4 protein-coding genes are annotated in these 6,332 nt (G+C 67.5%); all 4 read left to right on the top strand.

Features of this window, described 5'->3' with window-relative positions; translation table 11 throughout:
• Positions 1 to 565: urea amidolyase associated protein UAAP1 (locus ABZE94_RS19510; protein WP_372877593.1), on the top strand; the 565-nt coding region annotated here is incomplete at its 5' end.
• Between the two features lie 11 nt (positions 566 to 576).
• Positions 577 to 1,212 carry an urea amidolyase associated protein UAAP2 gene (locus ABZE94_RS19505; protein ID WP_372877591.1) on the top strand — a complete coding sequence of 212 codons (636 nt, stop codon included), beginning with the start codon at positions 577 to 579 and terminating at the stop codon, positions 1,210 to 1,212.
• A gap of 145 nt (positions 1,213 to 1,357) precedes the next feature.
• On the top strand, positions 1,358 to 4,966 hold the full coding sequence (uca, locus tag ABZE94_RS19500) for an urea carboxylase (RefSeq protein ID WP_372877589.1): 3,609 nt from the start codon (positions 1,358 to 1,360) through the stop codon (positions 4,964 to 4,966).
• 222 nt (positions 4,967 to 5,188) lie between these two features.
• The coding region (locus ABZE94_RS19495) for an allophanate hydrolase (protein ID WP_372877587.1) at positions 5,189 to 6,332 on the top strand (1,144 nt) is incomplete at its 3' end.

The following is a 6,332-nucleotide window of genomic DNA, read 5'->3' as shown; positions in this document are numbered from 1 at the left end:
GCGCCTCAACCTGCCCGACTCACTCAAGTGCCAGCACACCGCCAAGCTGACTGCCGGCCACTGCCTGTACTCGGACATGGGCCGCGTGCTCGCCGCCATTACCGCCGACACCTGCGGCTGGCACGACAGCTTCGGCGGCGTGCTCAACGCCGAGGAGGTCGCCGAAAAGTACGGCCAGGGCAGCTATCAGCAGCTGCGCAACTGTTTCTTCCGCAACGGCGTGGACAACCTGCTGGTGGAAATGGGCAAGTGGAACCTGAACATCCAGGACCTGCTGATGTGCCTCAACCTGTTCAGCAAGGTCACGGTGGACAGTGGCGGCCGCCTGCACTTCCAGCCCGGCAACTCCAAGGCCGGCGACTATGTGGAGCTGTATGCGCCGATGGACACCCTGGTGGTGCTCACCGCCCTGCAACACCCGCTGGACCCGAGTCCCGAGTACGCGCCCAAGCCGCTGCAACTGTCCTGGCACAAGGTCGACAGCGACGGCATCAGCGTGCTCTGCCGCAACTCGCGCCCGGAAAACGCGCGCGGCTTCCACAACACCGAACGTCTGTATATCTAAGGGCGGCCACCATGACTCTTATCCATAGCGACAAGCACCCCGAAACCGCCAGCTACCGCGCCACCATCGGTGCCGGCGAGCCCTTTATCTGCGAAGTCAAAGCCGGGCAGACCCTGCGCCTGCTCGACCTGGAAGGCAATCAGGCGGTCGACACCCTGTTCTACAGCGCCGCCAACCCGCGCGAGCGCTACGACGTGCAGCGCACCCTGCGCAAACAGCACAGCGTCTACCTGACCACCGGCACGGTGCTCTACTCCAACCTCGGCAACCCGCTGCTGAGCATCGTCGCCGACACCTGCGGCCGCCACGACACCCTCGGCGGCGCCTGCGCCCAGGAAAGCAACAGCGTCAGGTACGCGCTGGACAAACGCTACATGCACAGTTGCCGCGACAACTTCCTGCGCGCCAGCCTGCACGACGGCCGCCTGAACAAGGCCGACATCAGCGCCAACATCAACTTCTTCATGAACGTGCCGGTGACGCCCGAGGGCAGCCTGACCTTCGAGGACGGCATCTCCGCGCCCGGCAAGTACGTCGAGCTGCAGGCGCACATGGACGTGATCGTGCTGATCTCCAACTGCCCGCAACTGAACAACCCGTGCAACGGCTACAACCCGACCCCGGCCGAGGTGCTGGTGTGGGATTGAAGCAACGCCCGTAGGGCGGGTGAAACCCGCCAACAGCCAAGTCAGCGGCGGGTTGCACCCGCCCTACCTAAAGATTTCAACCCCGGACGACCGGGGTGCAGACCGAATACCGCGGGACGGCCCGCCTCCTTCGAGGACACCTCGAATGTTCGACAAACTGCTGATCGCCAACCGCGGCGCCATCGCCTGCCGCATCCTGCGTACTCTCCGTGAACTGCGCGTAGGCGGCGTGGCCGTGTATTCCGAGGCCGACGCCGCCAGCCTGCATCTGCAGCAGGCCGACGAGGCGCATAGCCTGGGCGAAGGCCCGGCGGCGAACACCTACCTGCGGGTCGAGAAGATTCTCGCCGTGGCCCAGCGATCCGGCGCCCAAGCCATCCACCCTGGCTATGGCTTTCTCTCCGAGAACGCCGCCTTCGCCGAAGCCTGCGAAGCCGCGGGCATCGCCTTCGTCGGCCCGACCCCGGAGCAGCTGCGGCTATTCGGCCTCAAGCACACCGCCCGCGCCTTGGCCAAACAGCATGGCGTGCCGCTGCTTGAAGGCACCGAGCTGCTGGACAGCCTCGACGCCGCATTGGTCGCCGGCGATGAAGTCGGCTACCCAGTGATGCTCAAGAGCACCGCCGGCGGTGGCGGCATCGGCATGCGCGTATGCCACAGCGCCGCCGAGCTGAATGAAGCCTTCGACGCGGTCAAACGCCTGGGGCAGAACAACTTCAGCGACAGCGGCGTGTTCATCGAGAAATACATCCAGCGCGCCCGCCACCTGGAAGTGCAGGTGTTCGGCGACGGACAGGGCGAGGTAGTGGCCCTGGGCGTGCGCGACTGTTCGGTACAACGGCGCAACCAGAAGGTGCTGGAGGAAACCCCGGCACCGAACCTGCCGGCCGGCATGGCCGAGGAACTCTGCGCGGCGGCGATCCAGCTGGCCAAGGCGGTCAACTACCGCAGCGCCGGCACCGTCGAGTTCGTCTACGACAGCGAGGCGGCGCGCTTCTACTTCCTGGAGGTGAACACCCGCCTGCAGGTCGAGCACGGCGTCACCGAACAGGTGTGGGGCGTCGACCTGGTGCGCTGGATGATCGAACTGGCCGCCGGCGAGCTGCCGCCCCTGGCCGAGTTGGCAAAAACCCTCGCGCCCAGCGGCCATGCGATCCAGGCGCGGCTGTATGCCGAGGACCCGGGCCGCGACTTCCAGCCCAGCCCCGGCCTGCTGACTGCCGTGCAGTTCCCGGCCGCGGACGGCAAGGCGCTGCGCATCGACACCTGGGTCGAGGCCGGCTGCGAGATCCCACCCTACTTCGACCCGATGATCGCCAAGCTGATCGCCTGGGCACCCAGCCGCGACGCCGCCAGCGCCGCACTCGGCCAGGCCCTGGCCGACACCCTGCTCTACGGCGTGGAAAACAACCGCGATTACCTGCGGCAGATCCTGGTCGCTGCGCCCTTCGCCAGCGGCAACCCCTGGACCCGTTGCCTGGAAGGCTTGAGCTACCAGGCCGAAACCGTCGAGGTGCTGAGCGCAGGCACCCAGACCAGCGTGCAGGATTTTCCCGGTCGTCTCGGCTACTGGGCGGTCGGTGTGCCGCCCTCCGGGCCGATGGACGACCGCGCCCTGCGCCTGGGCAACCGCCTGCTGGGCAACCAGCAAGGCGCCGCCGCGCTGGAAATCACCATGAGCGGCCCGAGCCTGCGCTTCAACACCGACGCGGTGGTGGCGGTGACCGGCGCGGCGATTCCGCTGAGCGTCGACGGGATCGAACAACCGCTGAATACCGCCCTGCTGATAAACGCCGGCAGCACCCTGAGCCTGGGCACCATCGCAGGCAGCGGCGCACGCAGTTACCTGTGCCTGCGCGGCGGCCTGCAGGTGCCGGATTATCTCGGCAGCAAGAGCACCTTCACCCTCGGCCAGTTCGGCGGCCACGGCGGTCGCGCCCTGCGCGCCGGCGATGTGCTGCATATCCCGGCACTGACTGATCGGGACAACGGCGCGCAACTGCCCGCCGAACTCTGCGCCGCCCTGCCCGCCGTGCGCGAGATCCGGGTGATCTACGGCCCCCATGGCGCCCCGGAATACTTCACCCCGGCCTATATCGACAGCTTCTTCGCCACCGCCTGGGAAGTGCATTTCAACTCCAGCCGCACCGGCGTGCGCCTGATCGGGCCCAAGCCCGAGTGGGTACGCGACAGCGGCGGCGAGGCCGGCCTGCACCCCTCCAATATCCACGACAACCCCTACGCCATCGGTGCAGTGGACTTCACCGGCGACATGCCGGTGATCCTCGGCCCCGACGGCCCCAGCCTCGGCGGCTTCGTCTGCCCGGCGACCATCATCGAGGCCGACCTGTGGCAGCTGGGGCAGCTCAAGGCCGGCGATAAGGTGCGGTTTGCGCCGGTGGATATCGCCACCGCGCGGCAGCTGGCCAGCGCCCGTAACGAGGAAAGCCACACGCTCGTAGCCCGGATGCAGCCGGACAGCCCCCGGAATGCAGCCGGACTGCAGAGCCCCATCGTCCTCGATATCGGCCACGCCGATAAACGCCTGGTCGCGCGCCTGTCCGGCGATACCCACCTGCTGCTGGAGATAGGCGCGCCTGAGCTGGACCTGGTGCTGCGCTTTCGCGGCCACGCGCTGATGCAGGCCCTGGAGGCCAAGCAACTCGATGGCGTGATCGACCTGACCCCGGGCATCCGCTCGCTGCAGGTGCACTACCAGCCGGAAACCCTGGCCCTGAGCGACTTGCTCGGCATCGTCGCCGGCGAGTGGGACGCGGTGTGCGCCGCGCAGGACCTCAAGGTGCCGTCGCGCATCGTCCACCTGCCGCTGTCCTGGGACGATCCGGCCTGCCAACTGGCCATCGACAAGTACATGACCACGGTGCGCAAGGATGCGCCCTGGTGCCCGAGCAACCTGGAGTTCATCCGCCGGATCAACGACCTGCCGAATCTCGATGAGGTCTACCGCACGGTGTTCGAGGCCAGCTACCTGGTGATGGGCCTGGGCGACGTCTACCTGGGCGCGCCGGTGGCCACGCCGCTGGACCCGCGCCATCGCCTGGTCACCACCAAGTACAACCCGGCGCGCACCTGGACCGCGGAAAACTCGGTCGGCATCGGCGGCGCCTATATGTGCGTGTACGGCATGGAAGGCCCCGGCGGCTATCAGTTCGTCGGCCGTACCCTGCAGATGTGGAACCGCTACCGCGAAGTGGCCGCCTTCGACGGCAAGCCCTGGTTGCTGCGCTTCTTCGACCAAATCCGCTTCTATCCGGTGGCGGCAGACGAGCTGCTGCAAATCCGCCGTGATTTCCCCCTGGGCCGCTATGACCTGCGCATCGAGCACAGCGAACTGCACCTGGCCGACTACCAGGCCTTTCTCACCGAGCAAGCCGAAGGCATCGAGGCCTTCCGCAAGCAGCAGCGCGGCGCCTTCGACGCCGAACGCCAGCGCTGGATCGCCTCCGGCCAGGCGCATTTCGACAGCGAGGAAGTCGCGCCCGACCTGGGCGAGGACGCGCCGCTGGGCAACGGCCAGCACGGCATCGACAGCCATATCGCCGGCAACCTCTGGCAGGTGCAGGTGGCCGTCGGCGACCGGGTCAAGGCCGGCGATGTGCTGGTGATCCTCGAGTCGATGAAGATGGAGATCCCCCTGCTCGCCCCCCGCGACGGCCTGGTCAGCGAGGTGCGCGTGCAACCCGGCTCGCCGGTGCGCGCCGGCCAACGCGTGGTGGTCCTGGAGGAAGCCTGAGCGCAAACGCCGACCCCAGGGTGGATCGCGCTTCACCGCTCCACCCTGGGGTCACATGGCCGTCGGATCGCCTGCCGCCGGATCGCCGGCCGCCCCAATTGCGATGCCGAAACATCGATGGTGGATGGACAACGCGCCATCCACCCGAAGAACTCTCACCGTAGGGTGGGTCACGCTTCATCGACCCACCAAGCGGACTCGCACCAAACGAGGAAGCCTGACATGACCCACGAATTCGACCTACGCCTCGACGCCGTAAAAGCCGCCTACCAGAACGGCAGCACCACCCCGCGCCAACTGATCGCCGCCCTGCGCGAACAGGCCGCGGCGCTCAACCCCGAGTTTCACCTGTTCATCCACCTGCTCACGGCGGAAGAACTGGAACCCTACCTCGCCGCCCTCGACGGCAAGACGCCCGCCGAGCTGCCGCTGTACGGCGTGCCGTTCGCCATCAAGGACAACATCGACCTGGCCGGCATCCCCACCACCGCCGCCTGCCCGGCCTTCGCCTATGTGCCGGCGCAGAGCGCGACCCTGGTCGAGCAGCTGCTCGCCCTGGGTGCCGTGCCGCTGGGCAAGACCAACCTCGACCAGTTCGCCACCGGCCTCAATGGCACCCGCTCGCCCTATGGCGAATGCCGCAACAGCGTGCATCCGGCCTACCCCTCCGGCGGTTCCAGCGCCGGCTCCTCACTGGCCGTGGCGTTAGGGCTGGCCAGCTTCGCCCTGGGCACCGACACCGCCGGCAGCGGCCGGGTGCCAGCGGCACTGAACAACCTGATCGGCCTCAAAGCCACTAAAGGGCTGCTGTCCACCGCTGGCGTGGTGCCGGCCTGCCGCACCCTGGATTGCGTGACCTATTTCACCGCCAGCGCCGCCGAGGCCAGCCAGCTACTGGCGCTGACCACCAGGCTCGACCCGCGTGACGAGTACAGCCGCGCCAACCCGCGGTGGAACGATGGTTCAGCCTTCGGTACGCCACGTGCGGGTTTCCGCTTCGGTGTGCCCAAACAGCTGGAGTTCCTTGGCTGCGCCGAGAGCCCGGCGCTGTTCGCCGCCACCATCGAACAGCTCAAGGCCCTGGGCGGCGAGGCCATCGAGATCGACTTTGCGCCCTTCCTCGAAGCCGCCCGCCTGCTCTATGAAGGCCCCTGGGTGGCCGAGCGCTACAGCGTCGCCGGTGAACTGATCGAAGCCCAACCTGACGCGGTGCTGCCAGTGATCAAAGCGGTACTGGAGCAAGCCCCCGGCACCACCGCCGTGCAACTGTTCCGCGCCCAGTACCGCCTGCAGGCACTGAAAGCCATCTGCGACCGCATCATGGGTGATCTCGACTGCGTACTGACCCCGGCCTACCCGCGCCCGG

This window comes from Pseudomonas sp. (assembly GCF_041601375.1).
Classification (GTDB): Bacteria; Pseudomonadota; Gammaproteobacteria; order Pseudomonadales; family Pseudomonadaceae; genus Aquipseudomonas.
Note: the sequence above shows the minus strand (reverse complement) of the source record. Positions and strands in the feature narration are given on the sequence as shown.